22 protein-coding genes and 2 pseudogenes are annotated in these 24,809 nt (G+C 67.8%); 7 read left to right on the top strand and 17 right to left on the bottom strand.

What is annotated here, in order from left to right:
- Positions 1-960, top strand: coding sequence for an alpha/beta hydrolase (locus tag AC5Y5E_RS19570; protein WP_499904998.1), 960 nt, complete (start codon positions 1-3; stop codon positions 958-960).
- A 9-nt stretch (positions 961-969) separates the two neighbouring features.
- On the opposite strand, the gene AC5Y5E_RS19565 is transcribed toward AC5Y5E_RS19570, so the two are convergent.
- Together AC5Y5E_RS19565 and AC5Y5E_RS19560 are read right to left on the bottom strand one after the other, a co-directional pair.
- Positions 970-1,629 carry a hypothetical protein gene (locus tag AC5Y5E_RS19565; RefSeq protein ID WP_499904351.1) on the bottom strand — a complete coding sequence of 220 codons (660 nt, stop codon included), beginning with the start codon at positions 1,627-1,629 and terminating at the stop codon, positions 970-972.
- Positions 1,626-2,420 carry an Rv1363c family protein gene (locus AC5Y5E_RS19560; protein WP_499904350.1) on the bottom strand — a complete coding sequence of 265 codons (795 nt, stop codon included), beginning with the start codon at positions 2,418-2,420 and terminating at the stop codon, positions 1,626-1,628. The genes AC5Y5E_RS19565 and AC5Y5E_RS19560 overlap by 4 nt, the downstream gene beginning before the upstream one ends.
- A gap of 154 nt (positions 2,421-2,574) precedes the next feature.
- Here AC5Y5E_RS19560 and AC5Y5E_RS19555 point away from each other — a divergent pair, with 154 nt between their 5' ends.
- Together AC5Y5E_RS19555 and AC5Y5E_RS19550 are read left to right on the top strand one after the other, a co-directional pair.
- A complete protein-coding gene (locus tag AC5Y5E_RS19555; RefSeq protein ID WP_499904349.1) occupies positions 2,575-3,726 on the top strand; it encodes an acyl-CoA dehydrogenase family protein in 1,152 nt (383 codons plus the stop codon).
- Positions 3,723-4,961 carry an acyl-CoA dehydrogenase family protein gene (locus AC5Y5E_RS19550; RefSeq protein ID WP_499904348.1) on the top strand — a complete coding sequence of 413 codons (1,239 nt, stop codon included), beginning with the start codon at positions 3,723-3,725 and terminating at the stop codon, positions 4,959-4,961. The genes AC5Y5E_RS19555 and AC5Y5E_RS19550 overlap by 4 nt, the downstream gene beginning before the upstream one ends.
- 6 nt (positions 4,962-4,967) lie before the next feature.
- On the opposite strand, the gene AC5Y5E_RS19545 is transcribed toward AC5Y5E_RS19550, so the two are convergent.
- From AC5Y5E_RS19545 to AC5Y5E_RS19490, 12 genes and pseudogenes are all read right to left on the bottom strand, one after another.
- Positions 4,968-6,923: a SpoIIE family protein phosphatase gene (locus AC5Y5E_RS19545; protein WP_499904347.1), complete on the bottom strand. Its 1,956-nt coding sequence runs from the start codon at positions 6,921-6,923 to the stop codon at positions 4,968-4,970.
- Positions 6,924-7,106: 183 nt separating this feature from the next.
- Positions 7,107-8,306 (bottom strand): amidohydrolase family protein, encoded by a 1,200-nt coding sequence (locus AC5Y5E_RS19540; protein WP_499904346.1) that lies wholly within the window; start codon positions 8,304-8,306, stop codon positions 7,107-7,109.
- Between the two features lie 82 nt (positions 8,307-8,388).
- On the bottom strand, positions 8,389-9,432 hold the full coding sequence (locus AC5Y5E_RS19535; protein ID WP_499904345.1) for a hotdog fold thioesterase: 1,044 nt from the start codon (positions 9,430-9,432) through the stop codon (positions 8,389-8,391).
- A 92-nt stretch (positions 9,433-9,524) separates the two neighbouring features.
- A complete protein-coding gene (locus AC5Y5E_RS19530; protein WP_499904344.1) occupies positions 9,525-10,250 on the bottom strand; it encodes a DUF4396 domain-containing protein in 726 nt (241 codons plus the stop codon).
- A 130-nt stretch (positions 10,251-10,380) separates the two neighbouring features.
- The gene (locus tag AC5Y5E_RS19525) at positions 10,381-11,496 is read right to left on the bottom strand and encodes an FAD-dependent oxidoreductase (protein ID WP_499904343.1); all 1,116 of its coding nucleotides are present in this window, start codon (positions 11,494-11,496) and stop codon (positions 10,381-10,383) included.
- Positions 11,497-11,646: 150 nt separating this feature from the next.
- The gene (lpqS, locus tag AC5Y5E_RS19520) at positions 11,647-12,075 is read right to left on the bottom strand and encodes a putative copper homeostasis (lipo)protein LpqS (RefSeq protein WP_499904342.1); all 429 of its coding nucleotides are present in this window, start codon (positions 12,073-12,075) and stop codon (positions 11,647-11,649) included.
- 175 nt (positions 12,076-12,250) lie between these two features.
- A complete protein-coding gene (locus tag AC5Y5E_RS19515; RefSeq protein WP_499904341.1) occupies positions 12,251-13,750 on the bottom strand; it encodes a class I adenylate-forming enzyme family protein in 1,500 nt (499 codons plus the stop codon).
- Positions 13,747-14,682 (bottom strand): acyl-CoA dehydrogenase family protein, encoded by a 936-nt coding sequence (locus AC5Y5E_RS19510; protein ID WP_499904340.1) that lies wholly within the window; start codon positions 14,680-14,682, stop codon positions 13,747-13,749. Before AC5Y5E_RS19510 ends, AC5Y5E_RS19515 begins: the two co-directional genes overlap by 4 nt.
- The gene (locus tag AC5Y5E_RS19505) at positions 14,679-15,836 is read right to left on the bottom strand and encodes an acyl-CoA dehydrogenase family protein (RefSeq protein WP_499904339.1); all 1,158 of its coding nucleotides are present in this window, start codon (positions 15,834-15,836) and stop codon (positions 14,679-14,681) included. Before AC5Y5E_RS19505 ends, AC5Y5E_RS19510 begins: the two co-directional genes overlap by 4 nt.
- Positions 15,833-16,249 (bottom strand): annotated as a pseudogene (locus tag AC5Y5E_RS19500) (acyl-CoA dehydrogenase family protein); the annotation flags it as partial. The gene AC5Y5E_RS19505 and the pseudogene AC5Y5E_RS19500, both read right to left, overlap by 4 nt.
- 57 nt (positions 16,250-16,306) lie before the next feature.
- Positions 16,307-16,930 (bottom strand): annotated as a pseudogene (locus AC5Y5E_RS19495) (acyl-CoA dehydrogenase family protein); the annotation flags it as partial.
- 5 nt (positions 16,931-16,935) lie between these two features.
- Positions 16,936-17,994, bottom strand: coding sequence for an acyl-CoA dehydrogenase family protein (locus AC5Y5E_RS19490; RefSeq protein ID WP_499904338.1), 1,059 nt, complete (start codon positions 17,992-17,994; stop codon positions 16,936-16,938).
- A 70-nt stretch (positions 17,995-18,064) separates the two neighbouring features.
- Between AC5Y5E_RS19490 and AC5Y5E_RS19485 the strand changes: the two genes are divergently transcribed.
- Positions 18,065-18,931: an LLM class flavin-dependent oxidoreductase gene (locus tag AC5Y5E_RS19485; protein WP_499904337.1), complete on the top strand. Its 867-nt coding sequence runs from the start codon at positions 18,065-18,067 to the stop codon at positions 18,929-18,931.
- On the opposite strand, the gene AC5Y5E_RS19480 is transcribed toward AC5Y5E_RS19485, so the two are convergent.
- Positions 18,894-19,613, bottom strand: coding sequence for an SDR family oxidoreductase (locus AC5Y5E_RS19480; RefSeq protein ID WP_499904336.1), 720 nt, complete (start codon positions 19,611-19,613; stop codon positions 18,894-18,896). The genes AC5Y5E_RS19485 and AC5Y5E_RS19480 overlap by 38 nt on opposite strands.
- A 5-nt stretch (positions 19,614-19,618) precedes the next feature.
- Positions 19,619-20,440 (bottom strand): FadR/GntR family transcriptional regulator, encoded by an 822-nt coding sequence (locus AC5Y5E_RS19475; RefSeq protein ID WP_499904335.1) that lies wholly within the window; start codon positions 20,438-20,440, stop codon positions 19,619-19,621.
- A 61-nt stretch (positions 20,441-20,501) separates the two neighbouring features.
- Between AC5Y5E_RS19475 and AC5Y5E_RS19470 the strand changes: the two genes are divergently transcribed.
- The 3 genes from AC5Y5E_RS19470 to AC5Y5E_RS19460 are packed head-to-tail and all read left to right on the top strand — an operon-like array spanning position 20,502 to position 23,561.
- Positions 20,502-22,892 (top strand): CaiB/BaiF CoA-transferase family protein, encoded by a 2,391-nt coding sequence (locus AC5Y5E_RS19470; RefSeq protein ID WP_499904334.1) that lies wholly within the window; start codon positions 20,502-20,504, stop codon positions 22,890-22,892.
- A 19-nt stretch (positions 22,893-22,911) separates the two neighbouring features.
- Positions 22,912-23,103, top strand: coding sequence for a ferredoxin (locus AC5Y5E_RS19465; protein ID WP_499904333.1), 192 nt, complete (start codon positions 22,912-22,914; stop codon positions 23,101-23,103).
- 17 nt (positions 23,104-23,120) lie between these two features.
- A complete protein-coding gene (locus AC5Y5E_RS19460) occupies positions 23,121-23,561 on the top strand; it encodes a nuclear transport factor 2 family protein (RefSeq protein WP_499904332.1) in 441 nt (146 codons plus the stop codon).
- Position 23,562: 1 nt separating this feature from the next.
- On the opposite strand, the gene AC5Y5E_RS19455 is transcribed toward AC5Y5E_RS19460, so the two are convergent.
- The gene (locus AC5Y5E_RS19455; RefSeq protein ID WP_499904331.1) at positions 23,563-24,801 is read right to left on the bottom strand and encodes a cytochrome P450; all 1,239 of its coding nucleotides are present in this window, start codon (positions 24,799-24,801) and stop codon (positions 23,563-23,565) included.
- Between the last annotated feature and the right edge of the window lie 8 nt (positions 24,802-24,809).

Raw genomic sequence — 24,809 nt, 5'->3', positions numbered from 1 at the left:
CTGACGCAGACCAACATGACGCGGCCGCAAGGTCTTAACCGGATCGACCCGGTGCTGCGGGAGGCAGCGATCGAGCTGGGCGTCGTCGAGTTCCGCGCCGAGACGCTGGCCGTCGAGCGGAAAGAGGCCAATGCCCGCGCCGCCCAGCGGGCCGCGGCCGCCGAAACCGACGGTGTCACCGTGGAATCGCGAGCCATCGCCGGCCCGGACGGCCAACCGCTGGGCATTCGGTTGTATCGCGGGGGCACGGGATCCCGGGCGCCCCTGGTGGTCTACGCCCACGGCGGTGGCTTCGTGACGGGAAACCTGGACACCGATCACGCGCACTGCGTGGAGCTGGCCCGCGCCGCCGACTGCCTCCTGGTCTCTGTCGACTACCGGCTCGCACCCGAAAATCCATGTGCGGCCGCGCTTGACGACGTGGAAGCGGCCTTCCGCTACGCCGTCGACAACTGCGCCGACCTGGACGTCGACCCCAGCCGCATCGCGGTGATGGGCCGGGACGCGGGTGCGGCGCTGGTCGCGAGCCTCACCCAGCGCATGTTCGACGAGGAAGGGCCGCCGGTGCTGGTGCAGATCCTGCATCAGCCGATGCTCGATTCCGATGCCACCCCGTCGCGACGAGAGTTCCAGCGCACGCCCGGTCTCAACGGTCCGGCAGTGAGCCGGGCCTGGGGCCACTACCTCGGCCACGCGACCGCGAGCGGTCAACACGTCCCCGCGCACCGGGCCAACCTCGAGGGGCTGCCGCCCACGTTCGTCAGTTGCTCAGAGATCGACCCGTGCCGCGACGAAGCCATCGACTATGCCAACCGGCTACTGCACGCCTACGTCCACACCGAATTGCACGTTATCGCAGCGACATTCAATGGCTTCGATTCACTGGTACCCGATTGGGTCGTCTCCGAGGAGAACCGGGCGCTGCACGCCCAGTCGTTGCGCCGCGTGTTCGCCATGTAGCGGCCGCGTCTAGACCGGGGTGAACTTGGTGATCAGCCATTTGCCGTTGATCCGGGACATCCGCACCAGGATGCTGCTGACGGCCACGGACGGTTGGGCGCTGTCCTTGGTCGTGGTGACCTGGTCGACGAAGACCAGAACGGCGGCCGAATCGGGCTGCAGTTCGGATACCGCGGCGCCGGTCACCTTGGCCTTGGTCTTCATCGACTTCTGCCTGGCCATCGGTGCAACCGTCTGCTGGCTGAATTGGTCGAAGTACGAAAGGAATTCCCCGGCGAGGTGTGACTTGGCGGTGGCGAAGTCCTGGTCGAGCGAGTCGGCCGAATAGGACAGCACCGCGGTCGTTGCATCCGAGGCGGCGGTGGCGACCGAGCGGGCGACGGTCGCATCGGTCTGTTGATCGGGTCGGTACCACTCGAAGTACAGCCAGGTCGCCACGACCCCCGAGACCAGCAGGAGCACAACCAGCACCGCCGCAATGACCTTGCGTGCCCTGGGCGATAGGGCACGGCGCCGGCGCTCGGTCGGCGCGGCTTCGTCGGCCTCGGCGTCATCGGCCTCGGCGTCGGCGCCGTCGTCGATGGGCTCCTCGGCCACGGAGTCTTCTTCGGCTGGTTCGGTGCTGGGTTCCGTTCCGGCCGAATCGATGTCGCGCACGTCTTCGGTCACGGCACGTACTCAACTTTCGACATCTTGTACTTCCCGCCGACGTCGGCGACCGTCACCCTGAGGCGCCACATTCGCGGTGGTTCGTCCTTTCCGGGCGGGGAATTGGTGACTTGCGATGTGGCCGAAACCAATACCACCGCCGAGTTGCCGTTGAGGGACTCGAGGGCGGCGGCGTGCACCGTTCCTTCCGTGACCGCCTTCGATGCGATGACCACCGATATGAAGTCGTTGGCCCGCTGCTGGAAATCGGCTTGGAATTCGCCGGTGGACCCGTCGATCACGCGCTGGACATCGGCTTTGGCCTTGTTGAAGTCCAGCGAGATCATGTTGAGGACACCCTGCTTGGCCCCGGCGACGAACGCCGCTTCCCGCTGCTGGTGCTCGGTGGTATCGCGATGTTGAAGGACCATGTACGCGCTGGAGCCGGCGAAAGCGATGATGCCGATGACGGCGGCGATCGCGGCGAGCAACGGCATCCGTCGTCGCCATCCGGCTTGCTCGGTTACGGACTCGTCGTACTCGTCCTCGTCCCAATCCTCGCCGTATTCTTCGTCGTCCTCGTAGTCGTCCTCGTCCTCGTCCTCGGCGTAATCCTCATCCGCGTCGTCGTACACGTCGGGGTCCGGCAGGCCGAGGGCCTCGCGTCGCAGCCGGGCGGCGCGGGCGCGGGCTTGGGCCGCGGCGGCAAGCGCCGCGGCCGCGGCGGCCTCCGCCTCGGCCTCTTCGAGCAACGCCTGCGCGTCGGCTTCCGATGGGGCCGAATGATCGGGCGTTTCGTTGGCCTCAGCCACCGCGATTACCGCTCGTCATGGTCATTATCGATTGGGCTCCGGTATCTCTTACCGTACTGCTCATTGCTAACATCAGAATCCCCAGTGAACTCCGACGAGAACCGACCAGGCGGATGACCAACCTCCCACACTTCCTCCCGAATCCTCCGGCATCATGACCGCTGTCGACTCTCCCGAAAAGATACTCTTTGCTTCCACAACCCAGGCCTTTCTGCAAAAAGAAGCGCCGCTGAGCCGCGTCCGCGAACTGCACGCCGCGGGACTGGCCTTCGACCCGGCGTGGTGGCGGCGCGCCGCCGAACTCGGGTGGACCGCCCTGCTCGTTCCGGAGGAATTGGGCGGCGGCAGCGTCTCTGACAGCGGCGTGGTGGATCTGGCCATGGTCGCCGAGCAGCTCGGCAAGACGGTGGCGCCCGGACCGCTGTATCCGGTCAGCGTCGTGCTCGCGGCGCTCGCCGAGTGCCCGGATCCGCGGGCGCACGCCGAGACCATCGAATCGCTGATGTCCGGTGAAACCGTGGCCTCGTGGGCGGTTTGCGAGCCGGGCAGGGGCTGGGCGCCGCTCGATCCGTCGGTGAGGGCCATTCGGACCGAGGCCGGCTTTCGCATCGACGGCGCAAAGGACCGCGTCGAGGCCGGCGCCCAAAGCGGGGTGCTGTTGGTCGTGGCTCGATGCGACGAGGGAATTCGTCAGTTCCTGGTGCCAACGGACGCGCCGGGTGTTCGGATCGCGGCGCAGCAGTCGGTCGACCTGGTCAAGCAATACGCGAGGGTGGATTTCGACGGGGTGGTCGTGGAACGGTCCGCCGCGGTCGCCGGCCCAACCGAGGCCGCTGCCATGATCGGTCGGCAGAGTCAGCTCGCCCAGGTGCTGCAGTGCGCCGAGGTGGTCGGCATCCTGCAAACGGTCTTCGACCTCACGGTCCAATGGGCGCTGGACAGGCATACATTCGGCCGCCCGCTGGCGTCCTACCAGGTCCTCAAACATGGCTTCGCCGACATGAAGTTGTGGCTGGAAGCCTGCCGTGCCACCACGTCGGCGGCCGTCGCCGAGGTTGCCGCGCGCTCACCGAAAGCGGGCTTGTCGGCGAGCATCGCCAAGTCGTACGTCGGCGAGATGGCGGGCCGGATCGTTCAGGCCTGCGTACAGATGCACGGCGGCATCGGCGTCACCTGGGAACACGACCTGCACCTGTACCTGAGACGGGTCACGTTGTACCGCTCCATGTTTGGCACGCCCGAGGAGCACAACCTGAGGGTATACGAGGCGGAGAGAGCGGCCCGATCGGTGACGAACGCCCGATGACGACGCCCTCTGAGTCGATTGCCGAATTCGCCGCCCGGGCCCGAGTGTGGTTGGCGGACAATCTGCCCGCCATCGACCCCGAGTCCCCGCCCCCCGCGCCGCGCGACGACGCGAGATCCTGGAACCGGGCCCGCGAACTGCAAAAACGGCTCCACGAAGGGGGATTCGCCGGTATCTGCTTTCCCCGTGAGTACGGTGGCCTGGGCCTGGACTACGAATACCAGAAGGCATTCGACGCCGAATCCCTCGGCTACGAGATGCCGCTGATCCTCAACACCCCGACGTTCACCATCTGCTGCGCCACCCTGCTCGACACCGGAACCGAGGAGCAGAAGAAGCGCCACATCGCCGCAGCCCTGCGCGGCGATGAAGTCCTGGTGCAACTGCTGTCCGAGCCCAGCGGCGGGTCGGACCTGGCCGGTGTCATCACCCGGGCCGAGCGCCAGGGTGAGCGTTGGATCATCAACGGCGCAAAGACTTGGAGCACAAGCGCTTTCGCCGCCGACTATGGATTGTGTCTGGCGCGCACCGACTGGGACGCACCCAAGCACGAAGGCCTGACCATGTTCCTGGTGCCAATCGGCCACCCGGGAATCACGTTGCGGCGCATCACCATGCTGAGTGGGTCCACCGAGTTTTGCGAGGAGTTCCTGGACGGGGTGGACGTCGGCGACGACGCCGTCGTCGGCGAGGTCAACGGCGGCTGGGCCGTCGCCTCGCGCCAGCTGTACCACGAGCGCCGGGCGGTTGGGCAGGGCTCGGAGTTCGCCAGCGGCGCCGGCCACGAAGGCGGCCACACGACGCCGGTCGACTACGTCGCCCTTGCCGAGAAGATGGGGCAGGCCGACAACGAACGAGTCCACGAGATGGCCGGCCGGGTGCTCGTGCAGCGCGCGGTGGGCGAGCAACTGATCGATCACGTGTACCGCAATGTCCGAGATGGCGTGCTGCCCGCGGCCGCGGGAACCCTCATCAGGCTCTTTCACTCCGAGACGGTGACCATGGACATGGACACCGCGTTGGCGATCACGGGAAGCGCCGGTGTGGTGGGAGAAGTCGGCGAAGGCCTGGAGGCCGGACTGCGGTACCTGTCCCGGCAGAATGTCGCCATCGGCGGTGGCACCACCGAGATGGCCCGCAACGTGATCGGGGAACGGGTGCTGGGCTTCCCCCGCGAGTACGCCGCCGACCGCGGGGTGCCGTTCAGCCAGGTTCGGCACGGCCAGGGCCGCTGACCAGCCTTAAGGATCGCTGTTGGCCACCGGCATTTGGACCAGTGACAAGACGTGGTGCGCCGGGGTTCCGGGCGCGGCGACCAGTACGAGGCCACCACCTTGCGTTTGGGCCCGGTCGCGGGCGGCCGCCAGGGCGCTGACGCCCGCCGACCCGAGATGGGTTACCCCGCTGAGGTTGACCGTCAACGACGCTATGCCGGAACGGCTTTCGACCGCGATCTGGCGGTCCAGGGTGGATGCGGTGGTCGAGTCGACGTCCCCGCTGACCACGATGCGGCCGGCCTCGCCGACCATCGAGACGAATTCGGAATTGACGGGGCGTTGGCGAGTTGACCGGCTGACGGTCGTCTCGGTGATGAAGTTCGCCGGCCGCGACAGTCGGTGCGTCAGGCTGGCCGTCGTCCCACCGTTGCCGTGCGTGATCCGCGCCTGGTTCACCAACGCCTCGGCCATCGCCAGCCCGCGCCCGCGACCCTGGGCGCCGTCCCGGTAGTCCTTCCAGCGCCCTTGGTCGATCACCGAGGCGTGCAAGTCACCGTCGCCGGACAGCGCGGCCTCCACCACGATCCGATTTGAGAGCCCGTCGGAAACCTTTGTCCCGTAGCCGTGCTCGACCGCGTTCTCGACGAACTCCGAAACCGCGTGGACCACGTCACAGATGTCGTCGGCGTCGGCGCCGATTTGCGAGAGCCACTCACGAAGCTGGACGCGAACGGTGCGCGCGGCGTGAATCGTCGCGTCCACAGTGATCCGCAGCGGTGGCGGCGGCGTGCGTCGTTGCGCCGCAAGCAGGGTGACGTCGTCCTTGTAGCCCGTCGACCGGAGCAGCAGTTCCAATGTCTCCGAACAGATGCGGTCGATCGGCCGGCCCGGCGCATCGATGACGAAGCCGCCGGTGCCGCCCGCGATGGTCGCGGTGAGCTCGGCGAATTCCGCGGTGCTGGCGCCCAGCCGCCGGCCGGGACGCTCGATCAGGCCGTCGGAATACAGCAGGACCGAGTCGCCCACCTCGAGGACCTCGGTGCGCACCGGGAATCCGGTGCCGCTGCCGAGCGGACCCGCACCAGTCGGCTCCGCATACCGCGAGCTCGCGCCGGCGCGCACCAGCAGCGGCGGTGGGTGTCCCGCTGTGCAGTACTGGAATTCGCCGGTGGCGAAATCAAGCGAACCGACGCACACGGTGGCCGACTTCGACCCCGGAACCTGTTCGTGAAAGCGGTCGACCGCATCGAGCGCTTCGACGATGCTGTGGCCCAACAAAATCTGCATCCGCAGCGCGGTGCGCAATTGCGACATCACCGCGGCGGCTTCGACGCCGTGGCCGACGACGTCGCCCACGACAAGCACCAGTCGATCACCGAGGGCCATTGCGTCGAACCAGTCGCCGCCGGCCGCGGTGTCCTCCGCGGCGACGAGGTACTCCGCGGCGATGTCGGCACCGGGAACGATGGGCACCGACGGGGCCAGTAACGCCTGCTGCATCACGGTGGCCGAATCGCGGGCGTTGCGGTAGCGCTGGGACAGCTCCTCGATGCGCTCCTCGGCGGCCAGCCGCGCCCGCACCCGGTCGGTGACATCGTCGAAGACGATCTGCACACCGTCGACCGATCCGTCGTCCCCACGGCGAGGCGTGACGACGAAGTCGAAATACCGCTCCTCGATTCCCGATCCGTCATAGTCGGCCTGTAGCCGCCACTCCGTGCCGGTTTGCGATTCGCCGGTTACGTAGACCCGGTCGAACATCTGGTAGATCTGCTGGCTCTCGAGCTCGGGGAAGACCTCGCGCGCAAGCTTTCCCACGGGATTGCCGGTCGGGTTGAAGCTCCGGTAGGCCGCGTTGACCGCGACAAACCGGTGATCTGGCCCCTTCAGCCCGACCAGCATCGCGGGGACATTCTCGAAAATGCGGCGAACCTCGTCGGCCGCCCCAACGGTTTTGTCCCAGTCCTTTTCGGCGACCACCCGGCCGTCCCTTCTCGGGAACCCTTTTACGGAGCCATAACCAGAGTCACATAACCCGTCGAAATACATGACGTCCGCACAGTTCTATACCCAGATTATCAACGCGCGGTAGGTGTCGACGGCAACAGTTTGCTAACAGCTGCCGCGGGCGGCGTCACGCCTCAGGCAGGGAACCGGCCACGCTCAGGCTGAAACGGGCTTCTTCGAGGAGACCTTCATCAGCTTCATCAGGTTGCCCCCCATGATCTTGGCGACGTCTTCCTCGTCGAAGTCGGTCAGCTCGTCGACGAAGCTGATGGGGTCTTTCAGGCCCTCGGGATGCGGCCAGTCCGACCCGAACAGCACCCGGTCGGTGCCCACCATCTTGACGATCTCGGTGAAGCGGTCCTCCCAGAACGGGGTGATGTAGACGCAGCGCTTGAACGCCTCGATCGGGTCCTCGCTGAACGACTGCGGCATCTTCTTGTAGACGCCCTTGAGGCCCTTGAACAGGTCCGGCACCCAATCTGCGCCGTTTTCGATGGAAAGGATCCGCAACTCCGGGTTGCGCGACAGCGCACCGTGGCACACCAGCGCGCCCATCGCGTCCAGGATGGGCCGATGGCCCATCGCGAAGCTGCGGAACGCGGTCGGCTTGAACGGCAGGAACTCGTCGCCCGGCTCCCACACGTTGGCGAACTCGGAGTAACCGCTGTCGGAGGCGTGCATCGAGACCGGGATCTCGGCCTTGATGCAGGCCTGCCAGAACGGGTCGAACTCCTCGAGGCCGAACGAGCGGCTGCCCTTGTAGCCGGGCACCGGCGCCGGTCGCACCAGCACGGTGCGGGCGCCGCGCTCCAGGCACCACTGCAGCTCTTCCAGCGCGCGGTCCACGATCGGCAGGGTGATCACCGGGGTGGCGAAGATGCGCCCCTCGTAGTTGAACGTCCACTGCTCGTGCATCCACTCGTTGAGCGCGTGGATGACGTCGTGGGTCATCTCGGGGTCGTCCTTCATGCGCTCCTCGACCAGGCTGGCCAAAGTCGGGAACATCAGTGCGTAGTCGATGCCGAGCTCGTCCATGACCTCCAGCCGCGCGCCCGGCTCACGGAAGGCGGGGATGGCCTTCATCGGCTCGCCGAGGATCTCGCGGTAGCTCTTGCCCTGCGCGCCGTGGCGAAAGTAGTCCTCCTGGGCGCCGGGGCGGGCGACCACCTCGAACGTCGGGTTGGGGATGTACTCGCTGATGTGGCCGCGCACCACGATCTTGGTGCGACCCCGCACCTGCACATAGTCGATGACGTTCTTGCGCTTGTCCGGGAGGAACTTGGTCAGCGCCTCCTGCGGCTCGTACATGTGGTTGTCCGCGTCGAACACGGGGAAGGGAAGTTCGCGAGACGGCATTGCGATCTCCTTGGCAGAAGTCTGGGATTCTCGGTATGTGGTAATGACGTTACCACTTCCGCGCCGCGAGGAGTACCGGGACCTAAATGTCCGGCTGGAGGCCGGTCGGCGTCGCCCCGTTGATGATCGCGAAATTCACGGTCGCGGTGGCGGCGAGCTCGTCGCCGTCGCCGTATATGTCGACCTGCATGACCATTGCCCTACGACCGGACCGCAGCATCCGGGGGACCGCGCGCGCCATGCCCTGCCGAATCGGGCGCAGGTAGCGGACGAAGAGGTCGGCGGTGGTCATGGTGGTGCCCTGCTGCAGATAGTCCAGGCCGTATTGCCCGCCCGCCACGTCAACCAGCGTGGCGATCAAGCCGCCCTGCAGCGCCCCGGAGGTGTTGACCACGTTGGGGCTGACCGGCATCGTCATCGCGAACTCGCCATTGTGGGTACCCGGCCGCAGTCCGATTTGCGCGAACAGCTCGGCCAGCGAGGGGGTGGCCGACTCCTCGTCGGTCTCTCGGATGCCGAGCGCGCGGCTGCAGTAGTCGTACAGCTGGCCGGCGTCGATCGGTTTGCCGATCAATTCGGTGCCGAGCCAGTGCAACCGCTGGGCGCCCATGATCGTCTGCATGACGATCGCCGCCGCGGCCCCGACATCGAGTCCGGGGTTGAACACCCCTTCCGTGATGCCCTGCCCCACGATGTCGTGAATCAATTGATGCATCGAGGAGAGGATGCGGGTGTATTCGCGGGGGCGGGTTTCGGCCAGATGCTGGTTGTACAGGCTCAACGCCCTGTTGAGGCTGTCCTGGGTGCTCGACTCCGGTTTTTGGCTCACGCGGTCGATCACCAGCTTCAGCGCGGCCGTGCTGTCCAGCCCATTGATTTCGGCGCGCCAGCCCTGCACCGATTGCGCGATGGTCCTGTCGAACAACGCGAGCAGAAGCTCGTCCTTGCTGCTGAAGTGCTGGTAGAAGGCCCGAAGCGAGGTTTTGGAGCGCGCGACGACCTCCTGCACGGTGAAGTCGGTGCGTCCGGTTTCGCCCAATATCGCGACGGCCGTCTTGATAAAGCGGTCGCCGCGCGTCACCTCGGGGTTGTCGTCGGCTTCGACGCTACGGCCGGCCGTGGACATCGGGCCTCCTCGGTTGCGGACCGGTCACCTTTGAGAACGAGGTTACCGCACGGCCCCGCGCGCCGGCGCAGGTGCGCGGTCGAGGAGCCGAACTACCGCACTCCTTCCATCTGCACGGCACCGGTCGTCGATTCGAGGTTGGTCGGGCGGCGCGCCTCCTTCGAAACCAGCCACCACACCATCGGGTAGGCGGTGGCAAACCCAAGCCACATCCCGGCCCACATGATCAGCCAGAACGCCATCGACATGGGGGAGTAGCGCAACACGAACGCCACGAGCAGCATAGAGGCTCCCATGCCGATGTCGAACGCGATGATGGCCAACGCGGAGATGCGCGACGCCGCCCAAAGGCGTTGGCCCACCGACGTAGTGCCGTCGGCCACTGACATCGCGCGGTACTCGAACGCGATGAGCAGCGGCAGGGCGATCGCGGCGATGATCAGCATCATGGGCCAGACGCCCTGCCCGGCGATCTTCATTCCGGTCCGCATCACCAAGGGCATGGCGATCATGTGACCGACGAACGAGACGGCACCGCCAGGGATGGTCTGGACGGCCGCCACGGCGGCCGGTCCCATTCGGGGAGGCTGGCCGTGTCGTTCCTGCCACCGTGCGGAGGCCGGCCGGCCCCAGCGGTGATACGCCCACCACGCCAGCGGGCCGGCGTAGACGGCGGTGATCGGCCAGACAGCTTCCATCGCGCGCAGCGGCTGCCGATAGCCGCGCAGAAATGTGTCCGCCAGCATCACGCCGGCAACCACGACTCCGAGGATGGTCACTATCCAGGCCACGAGTGTGACCCACTGGGGGGCGGGCATTGCCATCAAGATTTTGGTCCTTCCTGGTTGGGATGTTGAATCCCGTTGAATTTGTGGGTTTCTCGCTGTGTAGCCGGTCAGCGGCCGAACCCGACGCCACCGGTCGTGGCGCCGGGCCGGCCGTGTTCGTTCAGGCGACCCCCCGGCCGGCGAGGAGGATGTCGGCCAGCTCGGTAACCTCCTGGGCGCAGCCCCAGGACAAGGTGACGCCGCCGCCGCCGTGACCGTAGTTGTGCACGATGCGGGTGCCGGGCTCGATCTGCAGTCGTACGCCGCCTTCGCGGAAGGGCCGCAGACCGACTCGCACCGGGTCGACCACGTCGAGCTGCGCGCCCCGCAGGCTGGGCAGGAATTCGCGGCAGCGGTCGAACATCTCCCGCAGCGGCGGATAGCCGTCCAGCTCCAGGTCCGTGCCGTATTCGCCCGGCTCGACGAGCCCGCCGAGCAGCAGCCGATTGGCTCCGCGCGGAACGATGAACACCATGTCCTGGTGCTCGGTGCCGGTGTCGTTCGCAACGGCGTGCACCGCGGTCACGCGTGACATCGTGGTGCCGTCGTTCACCACGCGCAGTAGAGCCCCCCGGTGCGGCTCCATGGTCGGGTCGCACGCCAGCTCGCGTGCTCCCAGTCCAGAGCAGTTGACGATCAGCTGAGCGTTGTACTCCGACATCAGCTCTCGTTCCTGCTCGGCGAGCGGCCCGCGGATGCTGCGCCTGGCCATGGTGACGCCGGCCGTCCCCGCCTGATGGCCCAGCCACGCCAGGTACCAGTCGGTGTCGATGGTGGGCGCCAGATAGGAATAGGCGTCGACCATCCCGGCGGCGGGATTGATCTCGTGGGCGTCGATGAGTTCGGGATTGTGGACGAAGCCTGGCACGAACCGTTCGACCGCAAGCATTTTCGCTCGTTCGGCCGGATCCTCCTCGATGGGGCGGGAGAAGTAGAACACCGCCGGGCGCAGGCTCACACCGGTGCGGGGGTCGGCCGCGAGGCGGGCGAAGCGGGTGTAGGAGAAGCGCGCCCAATCGGCGGAGCGGGCCAGTACCGCCTGATCGTGGTGGCGACCGCACACCGACGGTGGCCACTCCCACACCGCACCGGCGACCGTCGACACCGTGTCGGCGTCGAACCCGTCGGCCGCCACCACGACCCGCCAACCGCGTCGGGCCAGCATCAGCGCCGTGGTCAATCCGCTGACACCGGCCCCGACCACCAGAGCGCCCGGCTGCTCGGTCCGGGCCGTCATGACCGAACCTCTCGCAATGCGTTACGACATATGGACAGGACAAAGCTCATCGATTTCTCGTTTCTGATCTCCGCGCGTCCGCGCGGCAAGGGATAGGGCCAGGCGACCACAAGCCGGGGCGACGACGCGCGACGGCTTGGCGCTGACCGATCAGATAAGAGCGATGCAGTGCCGGGTGAGAATCACCCGGCCCGGGCGGTGGTAAATGAGGCCGGAACGCCGAGGCGGTCCGCGGGATACCGACACCACCCACCAGACCGCCGAGCCGGCCATGGCCACGACGGCGACGAAGACCGTGAGTGCAACCAGATCAGCTGCCGCCCAAGCCTGCGCCAGGTATTTGCACTCGTGGCCCATCGGCGCGCACGAGCCGGCGCCCAGGTGGCCACGTTCGGCGAGGGCGGTGGCTTCGTGACCGATGGCGCTTGTGGACGCCGCCGAGCTCGTGGCGGTGTGCGTGGGTGGCGTGGCCGCGTGCGGAAGGTGGCAGCCGGCGGCCATGCCCAGTGCCCAGAACAACGCAGCGACCGCCGCGGCATAGCGCGGCCACTGATCGACACGGACAGCATCACGGCGCATAACAAGGGAGAGGCTAGCACCCCCCGGGGGTATATGCCACAAACGACGCCTCGGCGAGCACTTCGCATCCATGGCACTTCGAAAAAGGCTCTACCCCAGGGTCTTACTGAGAGATCGGCCGCGGCATCCAAAACCGGCGAGGTTGTAGGTACGGGTACGGGGTACCGATGAACGCTCAGCCGCCCCGGGAGGCGATCATCGCCGAGCGATTGACCTTGGTCGCCGCGGTGCGCGGGATCGCGTCGACGAACTCGACGGTCTTGGGCGCCTTGTAGTGGGCGAGCCGGCTCTTCGCGTACTCGATCACATCTTCTTCCGTGAGGTGCACCCCGTCGGCGAGCTGGACCACCGCATGCACGCGGCGCCCCCACTGCGCATCGGAAAGCCCGATGACGACGACGTCCGCGATGCCCGGATGGCCCGCCAGCGCCGACTCCACCTCCGCCGGAAAGACATTGGCGCCGCCAGTGATGATCATGTCCACTCGGCGATCGACGATGTACAGGTAGCCGTCCTCGTCGAGGTAGCCGATGTCGCCGGCAGAGCGGAAGCCGTCGTCGGTCGACGGCAGCGGCGCCGCCCCGCCCAGGTATCGCGATCCCGCGGCCATCGGTGACCGCAGATAGATCTCGCCGTGCTCACCGGGGCCAAGCGGTATCTTTCCGGCATCGAGAATCCGGATCTCGGTGTCCCGAAAGCCGCGGCCGACACTGCCCGGATGGGCGAGCCACTCGTCGCCGCGCAACGCGGTGAGTCCCAGGTTCTCGGTCATGCCGTACGCCGACACGATCTGCTCCGGGCTCAGCAACTCGAACCAGGTGTGCATGAGCGACGGCGGCATCACCGCGGCGCCCTGCAGGACGAAGACGACGCTGGACAGGTCGCGCCGCCGCACGTCGGGCCGCGCGGCGATCCGCGCCAGCATCGTGGGTGTGGCCGTGAAGTTGGTGATCCGGAAGCGTTCGATCACATCCAAAACGAGGGCCGCGTCGAACTTTTCGAGCACCACCAGATGGTCACCGGTCAACAGGAAGAAGAATGTGGCGAAGCCGTTGGTGTGATACATCGGCGCGGGCACCATGATCGTCTGCGGCTGGGCAACCGGCGTCCAGTTCGACAGGAATGGCTCCCCGTGCTGCGAGGTCCACAGCGACGGCGCGAGGCTAAGGATCACCTTCGGCACGCCGGTCGAGCCGCTGCTGCAGATGCCGTTGGCATTGGGGGAAACGACCGCGGGCAGCGGGCTTTCGGACTCGGCGGCCGCGCGGGCCTCCAACTCCCGCCGGGTTCTTTCGTCGACGACCACCGCGGGTTTGATGACCTCGCGCACCCGGTCTCGTTCCCACTCGGGCAGGTCCCAGTGCATGGGGACAGGAACCGCACCGATCTTCCAGCAGCCCAGCGCCGCGAGCATCAGGTGCTGCGAATTCGGGATCGCCAGCGCCACAAGGGATCCCACCCCGGCCCCGTCGGCCGCCAGCGCACGGCCCCACTGGTTGGCACGGGCGTCGAGTTCACCGAACGTCAGCGTGCTTGCGGTGCCGTCGAGCGCGACAACCGTCACCGCCTTCGCGTCGGGGCGTTCCTCCGCGAGCTGCTGGAGTTTGATCCCGAACGGGATCCCTTCCTCCAGCGGATTGGGGCCCGCCTCGGACGCGATCCGTTCGGTCGTCACGCCGATACCGACCCGCTGAACAACGTCTCCAGGTGACCGTCCCGGACGTCGGGTATCAGGCGCAGCGCGAGCGCCTCGGCGCTCAGTGGCAACCGGATCAGCGGTTGGGTGTGCCGGTCGAGCACGCTGACGTCGGACTCGTCGCAGAAGCCCAGGGCGCCGAGCAGTTGGTGCGAGGTCCGCAGCACCTGCCGTGCGGTGTCGGCGGCCTTATACCGCAGGACGAGCGCGTCGGCCGAATGAACCTGCACTGGAAGGGATTCCGGCCGGCAGATGGTGTACTTCGCGAGTTCGTGCAGGCCGCGCACCCCGACGGCGGCGTCGGCGACCGCGAACCTGACGGCCTGGAAGTCGGCCAGCGGCTGGCCGAACTGGACCCGCGCGCGCACGTGTTCGGTGACGACGTGCAGCGATTGCTGGAGGGCTCCCAGAATCCGCCATGATCCCAGCACGAGATGAAGGTTAACGTCGCCGGCCGGGACGGTTCCGTCGGGTGCGCTTAAGGTGGCGGGCACCAGAAATGGCCCCAGCTTGGCGTTCGTCCGTACCCCCGGTTGTGGGTGGTACCGCACGCCGTCCAGGTCGGCGGCGATCCAGTCACCGGGCAGGTCGCCGTGGTCGATGCGCGGCGCCTCGGGATTGACCAGGCTCAGTCGGGCGCCGTCGATCGCTAGCAGCTCTTCCACGACGGGGTAGGGGAGCGCGTTCGCGCCGGCGGCCTGGCAGAGCACGGCGGCGGCAAGCAAGTCGTCCGACTCCGACCGCACGTCGAGCTCGAATGCGCCGACGTCGCTGAGGGCGGTGCGCGCGGCGTCGCGTACGCCCTCGTCCGTCTCGGCGCGCAGCGCCGCCGGTGGGCCGCCCAGCCGGGCGAGCCGCTTGGCGGCGACGGCTGCGAAGTCGCTGATGTCTTGTGGCAGTTCGGTTTTCACCGATTTCCTCCCAGAACGTCGCGTGCCACCAGCATTCGCTGCACCTCGATGGTGCCCGATGCGACGGTGGCGGCCTGTGCGTAGCGCCAATGGTCTTCGATCGCCCCATGCAGGGGCGCGGACGCGCCGCTGTCCAGCGCGGACGGCCCCAGCACGTCGAACAGCAGCTCGGCGACCTGCTGATCGCACGTGGTGGTGGCGATGCGGGCCGCGCTGGCGGCCGCACCCGCCGACGGGTCGTCCTGCAGCGAGACGGCCCGGTACGCGAGCAGCCGGGCCACCCGCAGGTCGACCAGCGCCCGGGCCCACCGGGAGCGAATCGATTCGGGCAACTCGTCCCAATCGTCGCCGAGTTGCCTTTGCAGCCGGTCGAGCAGGGACTCGCAGCGCGCGTAGCGCGCGATGCCGACCCGCTCGAACGCCAGAGCCTCCCGCATCACCCGCCAGCCGTCGCCGACCTCGCCGAGGACGTCGCCGGGGAACGCCTGCACGCCGTCGAGGAACATCTCGTTGAGATGATGCGGCCCCAGCATCGACGGGATCGGTCGCACGGTGAACCCGGGCCGGTCCATGGGTATCAGAAAAAGGGTGAGCCGCTTGGCCTTCGGGGCGTCGGGATCGGTGCACGCCGCCAGCACGCACCAGGATGCCATCTGGGCGTACGACGTCCACACCTTCTGGCCGGTGATGCGCCACCCGTCCCCGTCCGGCACTGCGCGGGTGCGCAGCGAGACGAGGTCGGTTCCGGCCTCCGGCTCGGAAAAGCCCTGGCACCAGATCACATCGCCGGACGCGATGGCGGACAGGTGCTTGGCCTTTTGCTCGTCGGTGCCGTACCGCATCAGCGCCGGGCCGACCCAGTTGATTCCCATGTACTGCGGACCGCGCGGCTCATGCTGGGCCCACATCTCCTCGCGCAGCACCGTTTGCTGCCAAACCGAACCACCGCCCCCGCCATGCTCTTTCGGCCACGCCAGCGCCAGCAGGCCCTCGGTGGCGAGCAGCTTGCAGAACGTCTCGGTGGTGGCCAGGTCGCGCGGGTCGTCGGTGCAGGCGCCAAGAAAGCCGGCCGGAATGTGATTGGCGATCAACTCTCGCAGGTGATTCCGGAGTTGACCGGCGTCCTCGCCCAGCTCGTAATCCATCCGATTCATCCCTTCGGAAGCCCGAGCAGGCGCTCGGCGATGATGTTTCGCTGCACCTCCGACGTTCCGCCGTAGATGGTGGCGGCCAGCGCGTCCTGACGTTCGAACAACAGATCCGGATCGCTGACCCAATCTTGTCCCTTCGCGATGGCGGCCAATTCCCAAACCCGTTGCAACGTCACCGATCCGAGTAGCTTCATGATGTCGGCCTCGGGGCTCGGCCGACCCGCGAGTTCATTGCCCAGCGCCCGGTATCCGGTGGCGCGCAGCGCCTCGACATCGGCCAGCAGCGAGCCCAGCTCGGCGCAGATGTCGTCGGTCGGACGCGCCTCGCGCACCGCGTCGAGGCCGCGCTTGATCTCGACCCAATTCATGATCCAGATCATCTGGCGTTCATGGTGCAGCGACGACAACGCGACATTCCAGCCGCCATTGAGCGGCCCGAGCAGGTTTTCCGCAGGCACCTCGACGTCGTCGAGGAAGACCTCGCAGAACGTCTCGTCGGAGATGGATGCCATGCGGACCGGCTCGATCCGCACGCCGGGCGCTTGCAGGTCGAGGATCAGGCAGGAGATTCCGCGATGTTTGGGCGCTTCGGGGTCGGTGCGGACGTAGAGCGTGCACCACTTCGACAGGTGGGCCTGGGTGGTCCAGATCTTGTGGCCGTTGACCCGGAATGCGTCGCCCTCACGCTCAGCCCGCGTGCGCAGGCCCGCGAAATCGGAACCCGCTTCCGGCTCGGACATCCCCAGCGCCCACCACTCGTCGCCGCGCAGCAGGGGAACGAGGAGCCGCTCGATCTGGGCGGGCGTGCCGAACTGGCGGATGCCGGGCGCCGCGACGTTGGGGCCGGCGATGTTGGGCAGCTTGGGCGCGGACCGCAGCGCGGCCTCGATCCGGACCTCCATCGCGTCGCGCAAGCCGAGCGAGCGGCCGCCGTGTTCGCGCGGCCACGTCGGCTGTATCCAGCCGGCCTCGAAGGCCGCACGCTGGTAGTCACGCCGCAGGGGCAGGTCCCAGCGGTATTCGCGGTAGTTCTCGTAGTAGTCCTTCGGCAGGAATTCCGTGAGCCACGCGCCGAATTCCTCGACTGTGGATTCCACGGCGGTCACCCGTTGCCTCCGGCGAACCGGCGGCCTACCTCGTGGTAGAGCGCGCGGCTGTCGCCCAGCATCGCCGCGCCTTGCCAGGCGTGCCGGACGTAGAGGTGAATGTCGTGCTCCCAGGTCTGCCCGAGCGCGCCGTGCACCTGAACCGCGGTTCGCGCGCAATTGACCGCCGCGTCGCCGGCCGCCGCCTTGGCCAGCGCGGCGACGGTCCAGGCATCGCCCGTGTCCGGATCGGAGAGCCGGGCCGCGGCCGCATAAGTGAGGCTGCGCGCCCGTTCCAGGCCGACGTGGTTGTCGGCCAGCGCGTGTTTGATGCCCTGGAAGGCGCCGATCGGAGTGCCGAACTGCCGCCGCGCCTTCGCGTGTTCGACCGCGCGGTGCAGGGCAGTGCTCGCAACGCCGACCAGGTCGGCGGCGACGGCCACCAGCGGCGCGGCCAGCGCGGATTCGAGTTCGACCGGCGCGGCGGCCACCGGCTCGGCGTCGATCTCCACATCGGCCACCGGCTGCGCGGGGTCGGTCGACTCGCCCGCGAGGACGGTCACCCCGTCACCGCAGCGCGCGACCGCCGCCATGGCGCCGCCATCGGCATGGGCCAGCGTGACGATGAGCTCGGCGCGCGACAGGTTGGGGACCGCGACCGCCCGCCCGCGCAGCCGCCCGCCGCGCAACGTCATCGGTGCGCCGGGCAGCCGGGACCCTTTCGAGTGGACCGCCAGGGTGGCGACGGCGCCGCCGGCGATCTCGGCGAGCACCGAGTCGAGGCCGGCGGCCCGCACGGCGCCCGCCGCCAGCCCGACGCTGCTGAGGAACGGGATCGGCGCGATGGCGGCGCCGCATTCCTCGAGGACGACGGCCAGCTCGACGGGTCCGTAGTCGGTTGCTTCCGGAGACGCGAGTTCCGTCCAGCCGAGGTCGACGACCGTTTTCCACGGGGCGCGCCAGCGCTCGGGGTCAACCATCGCCTGGCGGGCGACATCGGGCGGACACTCGTTGCGCAGAATGCCGCGCACGGTGTCCCGAAGCGACAGCTGCTCCGAAGTCAGTCCGACATCCATAAGACCCCTAACATAATAAAAATAGTAAACTAGCGCCGCTGTTGCAATCGGCGCGAGCATAGGTGGGCGCATGGTCGAGTGGTATCTGTTCCTGCCGCAGGTGCGGCTGCCGGCCGCCGACCTTACGGAGCGGGCGCGTCATGCCGAGGCCAGCGGTTTCGACGGGGTGGCGTTCATCGATCACCTCGAGGCGCCGGGGCTGCCCGACGAAATCATCTGGGAGGCAATGGGCATCGCCGCCTGGGTGGCGGCCAAGACCGAGCGCCTGCGGATCGGCCATTTGGTGCTTTGCGACGCGTTCCGCCACCCGGCCGTGCTGGCCAAACAGGCCGTCACCCTCTCGGACGCGTCGAACGGCAGGTTCGACCTCGGCCTCGGCGCGGGCTCCTGGCCCGCCGAATTCACCAGATTTGATGTGGGGCAGCAGGATCCGAAGGCCAGGGTCGAACAACTCGGGCGTCACATCGAGCTGATGCGGCAGTACTGGGGCGACCAACCGGGGGAGGCCGCGCAGCTCCCGCGCCGGTCCCATCCGATACCGCTGCTCCTGGGCGGCACCGGACCCCGGATGATGGAACTCGTTCGCAAATACGCGGATTGGTGGAATCTACCCGCCAACCACCTCGACAAATTGCCAAAGCTGGCCCCCGCCGCGGGCACGGCGCGCGTGTCGATGCAGCAGATGGTGGGATTTGTCCGGACAGGCGGCGACCCGGACAAGGTGCGCGAGATGAGCACCCGGCGATTCGGCAATCTGGGCTCCGGGCTGGTCTGCGGCGACGCCGACGAGCTGATCGCGCACTTCGGCGGTCTGGCCGCTCAGCGCGTCGAGCGGTTCTACGTGTGGTTCGCCGATTTCGCAGCCCCCGAGTCCCTGCACGAGTTCGGTGAGTCGGTGATCAAGGGGTTCGCTGGCGCCGGCGGCGGGCTTCCGTAGGCACGACCGGCGGCCGCGCGAACGGACCGCGCTGCACGGCCGACAGCCGGATCTCCGGCAGGTCGACCGATGGGTCGACGGTGTCCAGCCAGGCGACCGCCTCGGCGACGTCGGACACCTGGATCGCGTACATCTCGAAGGGAACGTCCTGCAGCATCTCGGTTTCCACCGGGCCCGGCGTCACGATGTGCACGGCGATGCCGTCACGGTCCACCTCGAGCGCCAGCGCGCGGGCGAACGCGTTCATGCCGGCCTTCGACGCGGAGTAGGCGGTGCGGGCCATCATCGGTTCGTGCGCCGCCGATGACGAGATGAACACGAACCGTGAGCCCGCCTGCATCCGGGGCAGGGCGGCGGCCGTCACCACGAAGCAGGAATCCAGGTTGGCCGCAATGATGGTCCGCCACTGGTCGAATGTCTGCTTGCGCGCGTAGGTTCCGCCGAGCGTGCCGGCCGCGTGCACGACGAGGTCGATGCGCTCCAAAGCGCTGATGGCAGAAGCGAACCCGTCCGGATCGGACGCGTCGGCGACGATGTGGCGCGCCCCGATCTCCTCGGCGGCCGCCCGGAGCGGGGCCTCGCGCCGCGCCGAGAGCACCACGTCGTAGCCGAGCTCGCCGAGCTTGCGGGCGCATCCCTTCCCGATCCCGCCGCTGCCGCCGGTGACTAATGCGGTTCGCATCGGCGTCAGGGGCGCCGGACGTCCCGCGGGCGTGCCAACGCCTGCGGCGACAGCGCGTGGATGCGTTGATCCGGCCGCCCCGACAGCACGTAGGTCTGCGCGTCGGCCAGGTGGCGGCCCGCGATGCGGCGGGCGCGGTCGACGTCACCCTCGGCGATGGTCTCGGTGAGCTTGACATGGGTGGCGAGCACGGCACGGCGCTGGGTCAGCGACGGGTAGGTGCCGCGCGCCGAGCTCTCGTCGGCCCACTGCTGCTCGTGACTGGTCCACAGCGTCTCCAGGCTGCCGACCACCGCGATGATGGTGTGGTTTCCGCAGCCGCGGACCACGAGATCGTGGAACTCACGGCCGATTTCGGTGAAGAGCCGGCCGTCGTCGAGATTTTCGGCCATCGAGTCGTTCACCCGCTTGAGTTCCGGCACCAGTGTGTCCGCCCTGTCGGGCCGCTGGGCGGCCAGTGCGGCGCAGGCGGGTTCGAGTTCCCGCAGCGCGAAGCCCAGGTCGGCCACCGGGACGGATTCGCTCTGCAGCAGTAGGCCGAGCATGTAGGCCGCGCTGGTCTTCGCGGGCGCGTGCACCACGGCGCCGCCGCGGTTTCCCCGCCGCACCGAGACCAGCCCCTCGGTTTCCAGGATCCGCAGCGCCTCGCGCAGGGAGACCAGGCTGACGTTGAACTGCTCGACGAGCACCTCCTGGCGCGGCAAAAGGTCGCCGTCGGCGAGCTCGCCGTCGATGATCTGACGGCGCAACTCGTCGGCTACGATTTCGGCGATCCTCGGCGCCGACAGCCGGCGACGGGCGTCTTGGCCAATTCCCAGGGCGGTCATCCGTTCCTCGCGCGTGCTCGACTGGCTTAGCTATTTTAGCAGTAATGGTATAAATAGCCGCGTGAGGCGCGAGCCCGACAGCCGGCCGACACCGCTTGACGAATTGCGTGTCGTCGAGATCAGCGACCGGATTGCCGGCGACTACTGCGGCAAGCTGCTCGTCGATGCCGGGGCGCAGGTGCGCAAAATTGAACCGCCACAGGGGGATTGGCTGCGGCGGTACACCGCCAGCTGTTCGCCCGTGCCGGATGGCCAGGCGTCCCCGTTCTTCAGCTACCTCAACGCCGGCAAGCGCAGCCTCACCGTCACTCCGGACTCCGAACGGTACCGGGCGGAACTCGCCGCCGCCGACGTCGTGGTGGTCACCGCCGGCCGGTCGCAGGCGGCGACGCTGGGCGTCGATCCGCAGCGGCTGCTGGCCGACTCCCCGCGGGCGATCGTCGTCACGATCTCCGACTTCGGCTGGGCCGGACCGTATGCCGATCGCGCCGCGAGCGAGTTCACCCTGCAGGCGTGGGCCGGCTCGCCCGGCTTTCGTGGCGATCCCGCCGGGCCTCCCATCGCGATCGGCGGTGATCTGGGGGAGTACATGGGCGGCGTCTACGCCGCGTTCGGCGCGCTGGCCGTGCGGCGTCGCGTCGAGCGCGGCGGCCCCGGCGAGCATCTCGACCTGTCGATGCTCGAGGCGATGACCGCGATGCAGAGCAGCGAATGGTTGCACTCGCAGCTGCTACGCGTTCCGCCCGTCCGGCGCACGTTGGAGGTGCCCTCGATCGAACCGGCGAAGGACGGCTACGTCGGCATCACCATGGTGACCGGGCAGCAATGGCTGGACTTCTGCGCGATGGTCGAGTGCCCGCAGCTCGAGGAGATCGAACAGCTGCGGTTTCAGATCGGCCGGTGGGCCTACCGCGATCTGATCCGCGAACAGATCGGCCCGTGGCTGGCAGAACGGACCGTGGCGGAGATCGTCGAACTCGGTCAGCTATTCCGGCTTCCGATCGCGGCGCTGGGCAACGGTTCCACGATCCGCGACATGGAGTACGTGCGGGAGCGCGAGGTGTTTACGCCCAACCCCGCCGGCTTTCACCAGCCGCGCGCGCCGTGGCTGATGGCCGCGTGCGCGCCGGCGCGCCTGCGCGCTACTCCCGCGCCGGGTGAGGCCAACGACGAACCGGTTTGGCAGAGAGGCGAATCCGGCCTCTCTCCCGGCTCAGGGGGTCTGCCGCTGGAGGGCCTGCGCATCGTCGACCTGACCGCGTTCTGGGCGGGGCCGGCCGCGACCCACCTGCTGGCCGCGTTTGGCGCCGACGTGATCAAGGTGGAGTCCATCCAGCGGCCCGACGGCATTCGCTACTCCGGCGGGATGCGCACCGACGTGGACGACTGGTGGGAATACGGCTGGGTGTTCCACGCGATGAACACCAATAAGCGTTCCGTCACACTGGATTTGGGATCCGACGAGGGTCGTCGCCTGTTCAAGAAGTTGGCGGCCGGCGCCGATGTGGTGATCGAGAACTTCTCGCCGCGGGTGATGGATCAGTTCGGCCTCACCGGCGACGTCCTGCTGGAGGTCAACCCGAAACTCGTGGTCGCCCGGATGCCCGCGTTCGGGCTGGGCGGTCCGTGGCGCGAACGCGTCGGATTCGCCCCGACCATGGAGCAGATCGCCGGCCTGGCCTGGGTCACCGGGCTGCCCGAGGCCCCGCCGGTGACGCCGCGCGGAGCGTGTGATCCGCTGGCCGGCGTGCACGCCGCGTTCGCCGTGCTGGCGGCGCTGCACTTCGCCGAGCGCACCGGAACAGGCCAGCTGCTCGAGCTGCCGATGCTGGAAACGGTGCTCAACGCCACCGCGATACAGGCGATCGAGGCCGAGGTCTTCGGGGTGACGCTGGGCCGGCGCGGCAACCGCGGTCACGGCGAGGCGATCCAGAACATCTACCGGTGCACCGGCGACGACGACTGGATCGCGGTCACGGTGCGCGACGACCGGCAGTGGCAGGCTCTGGTCGATCTCATGGAGCGACCCGCCTGGTGCGACGAGGGTCTGGCGACCGTGAGCGGGCGGCGGCAGCGGGCCGACGACATCGATCGCCGGCTGGCGGATTGGTTCGCCGCGCAATCACTGGAATCGGCGGTCGAGCGCCTAGCCGGGGCGGCCGTTCCCGCCGCGCCCGTGGTGTCGCCTTCGTTGGTGACCGAGAACCCCCAACTGCGCGACCGAGGATTCCTGGAGACCCTCGACCATCCGAGCACCGGGGCGGGCCTCTATCCGTGCCCGCCGTTCGCGAAGCTGGCCGGCCAGGACAGGTGGCTGCTTCGCCCGCCACCGCGGCTGGGCGAGCACAATGGGGAGGTATTGCGCGATCGGTGTGGAGCGACCGACGAAGAACTGGACAACCTGGCCAACGACAAAGTGATCGGGACCCGTCCGGCGGGCCTCAAAAAATAATGGTTGAGGAGGACGCCTGATGCGCGTGACAGTCGACGAAAACTTGTGTGAGGCCAACGGCTTCTGCGAATCGCTCGCCCCTGAGGTATTCGAACTGGGCGAGGCCGACGTCGTGCAGATCGCCGACGGCCCCGTGCCGGCGCGGCTGGAAATCGACGTGCGCGCCGCGGTGGACCAGTGCCCCAAGGCCGCGCTGCGCCTGATCGATTAATTCCTTAAAGTGCGGGCATGTCATTGAGGGATATGTCCAAGTACGCCGCGATGCGGCCCTACTTCGAGGTCGTCGCCGAGGCCCTGACCGGGTTGGTCGACGGGACCGATTTTTTCGATATGCACGCCGAGGACGTGGTGGTCGAGTTCGTCATCACCGTCCCGGACTATCCTCGCCGCGTCGTCGGCCGCGAGGCGCTGGCCGAGCTGTATTCCGATTACGGGGAGTCGATCGTCCAGAGCGGCAGCAGCGACGTGTACCGCTATTACGACCCCGACAAGTCGGTGGTGATTCTCGAGTACACCATGCACGGCACTGTGGTGCGCACGGGTGCGCCCTACGTCAACCGATTCATCTCGGTGATCGCGGTCAAAGAGCGCAAGATCGTGCACTGGCGCGACTACCTGGACCCGTTGGCGGTGTTCGCCGCTTTCGGCGACGCGCCGGCGCCGTATTGACCTAACGCCGCTCGCCTAGCGAGATCGCCATCCCGTCATAGATCGACATGTTGGTCAGCAGGTTCGGATAAGCCACGGTGGCCGGGCCGAGGGCGATGTCGTCGCAGCGCAACAGCAGTTCGTCGAAGACCGCGCGCAGTTCGGCGCGCGCCAGCATGGCGCCCAGGCAGTGGTGGGGTCCGCCGCCCCCGAAAGCCACCTGCGGGTTGGGCTGTCGCCCGATGTCGAAGGTGAACGGGGAGGGGAACACCTCCTCGTCGCGGTTCGCCGACCGCAGCATGGACACCACCCGCTCGCCCTTCGCGATGTGCTGGCCGTCCATCTCGACGTCGACCTTGGTGGTGCGCGTCCAGTACGCCACCGGTGACGCCCAGCGCAACACCTCCTCGACGGCGCTCGGGCGCACCTCCTCCCGCGCGCGGTACCGCTCGATTTGCTCCGGGTTCTCGACGAACGCCTGCAGCCCGATGGCCAACGCGTTCTTGGTGGTGTCGCTGCCGGCGAATGTCAGCACGAAGAAAAAGAACTCGAGTTCGTTGGCGGGCAGGCTGAATTCCTCGCCGTCCTCGCCGGTGATCACCGCGGACGCCAGGGTGCTCCAGATGTCGTCGGTGGGGTTGCGCCGCTTTTCCGCGGTGAGCTCCATCGCGTACCCAAAGATGGTGGCGTACAGATCGGTATAGTCCTGCTGCCTCGGCCGCGGCCCGGGCGCGTTGGCTTTGAGGATGCGGTCCAGGCTTTCGAAGATGCGCGGGCGGTCTTCGTCCGGGATGCCGATGATGTCGCCGATGACCGTCATGGGCAGCGCGTCGGCGACGTCCTCGATCCAGTCGCCGCCGCCCTCGGCCAGCAGGTGGTCGATCATCCCGGCGGCGCGCGCCCGGATTCCGTTCTCGAGTTTGGCGATCGCGCGCGGGTTGAACGCGCTGGAGATGAGCTTGCGGCGCTTGTTCAGTTCCGGCGGGTCCATGTTGATGATCGTCGGGTACGACGAGAACATCCCGACCGGTTGGATGAGCGGGCCGTCGACGGCGGTGAAGGACTCCGTATCCCGATGCAGCCGGACCGCGTGCCGGTGCTTGGTGGCCACCCAGAATTCGCGGCGCACGGTCTCGGCGACGCCGGGCGTCATCTCGTGCCGGAACAGCGGCCGGGTGTGTCGCAACTCGGCGAACAATTCGTCGGGAAAACCGTTGCGCCACAAGGCGAAATCGGATAGGTCCACTGCCGCAGCCGTCATCCGGAACC

The sequence above is a fragment of the Mycobacterium sp. NGS54 genome (genome assembly GCF_059812465.1).
The sequence above is the reverse complement of the archived record's forward strand: the minus strand, read 5'-3'. Positions and strand labels throughout refer to the sequence as shown.

Coding starts and splice junctions, on each gene's coding strand:
- AC5Y5E_RS19465 (WP_499904333.1), top strand. CDS start 22,912: ATGCGCGTGACAGTCGACGAAAACTTGTGTGAGGCCAACGGCTTCTGC.
- AC5Y5E_RS19535 (WP_499904345.1), bottom strand. CDS start 9,432: ATGTCCACGGCCGGCCGTAGCGTCGAAGCCGACGACAACCCCGAGGTG.
- AC5Y5E_RS19480 (WP_499904336.1), bottom strand. CDS start 19,613: ATGCGAACCGCATTAGTCACCGGCGGCAGCGGCGGGATCGGGAAGGGA.
- AC5Y5E_RS19555 (WP_499904349.1), top strand. CDS start 2,575: ATGACCGCTGTCGACTCTCCCGAAAAGATACTCTTTGCTTCCACAACC.
- AC5Y5E_RS19490 (WP_499904338.1), bottom strand. CDS start 17,994: ATGGATGTCGGACTGACTTCGGAGCAGCTGTCGCTTCGGGACACCGTG.
- AC5Y5E_RS19485 (WP_499904337.1), top strand. CDS start 18,065: ATGGTCGAGTGGTATCTGTTCCTGCCGCAGGTGCGGCTGCCGGCCGCC.
- AC5Y5E_RS19460 (WP_499904332.1), top strand. CDS start 23,121: ATGTCATTGAGGGATATGTCCAAGTACGCCGCGATGCGGCCCTACTTC.
- AC5Y5E_RS19455 (WP_499904331.1), bottom strand. CDS start 24,801: ATGACGGCTGCGGCAGTGGACCTATCCGATTTCGCCTTGTGGCGCAAC.
- AC5Y5E_RS19550 (WP_499904348.1), top strand. CDS start 3,723: ATGACGACGCCCTCTGAGTCGATTGCCGAATTCGCCGCCCGGGCCCGA.
- AC5Y5E_RS19530 (WP_499904344.1), bottom strand. CDS start 10,250: ATGCCCGCCCCCCAGTGGGTCACACTCGTGGCCTGGATAGTGACCATC.
- AC5Y5E_RS19525 (WP_499904343.1), bottom strand. CDS start 11,496: ATGACGGCCCGGACCGAGCAGCCGGGCGCTCTGGTGGTCGGGGCCGGT.
- AC5Y5E_RS19475 (WP_499904335.1), bottom strand. CDS start 20,440: ATGACCGCCCTGGGAATTGGCCAAGACGCCCGTCGCCGGCTGTCGGCG.
- lpqS (WP_499904342.1), bottom strand. CDS start 12,075: ATGCGCCGTGATGCTGTCCGTGTCGATCAGTGGCCGCGCTATGCCGCG.
- AC5Y5E_RS19540 (WP_499904346.1), bottom strand. CDS start 8,306: ATGCCGTCTCGCGAACTTCCCTTCCCCGTGTTCGACGCGGACAACCAC.
- AC5Y5E_RS19505 (WP_499904339.1), bottom strand. CDS start 15,836: ATGAATCGGATGGATTACGAGCTGGGCGAGGACGCCGGTCAACTCCGG.